1 protein-coding gene is annotated in these 399 nt (G+C 49.9%); it reads left to right on the plus strand.

All coding sequences use genetic code 11. The features are described 5' to 3' along the window. Positions 1-60 precede the first annotated feature (60 nt). Positions 61-399: PGAP1-like alpha/beta domain-containing protein (locus tag AC0L3U_RS38570; RefSeq protein WP_473364986.1), on the plus strand; the 339-nt coding region annotated here is incomplete at its 3' end.

Raw genomic sequence — 399 nt, forward strand, 5'->3', positions numbered from 1 at the left:
GCCGCACTCTCGGGGTGGACTGCCAGTGCGATGCATCTTACGGATCTGGGCACAGCATTCATGTCCGCGTTGCTGTATGAAAAGGCACTTTCCGGACGACGCATAATCTTGGTCGGCCACAGTCTTGGTGGGTTGGTCATTAAGGCAGGACTGGTGCACGCATCTACTTTACAAGACCAAAAATTCCTGCAAGTCCTTCAGTGTATATCAGCAATTGTTTTTGTGGGCACACCTCATCAAGGCTCCGCCTTAGCGACCGTGGCAGCAGCAGTGTCAGGTGCGCTACGTATTAACCAACAAGTGCATAACATGAGAGAGGACGATGCCTGGTTGAAGATCCTCAATGGCCAGTTCCAAAAGCTGCAGGATGATTTGAAATTTCAGGTAAAGGTTTTTTTC

It is taken from the genome of Bradyrhizobium sp. Kon69 (assembly GCF_055807515.1).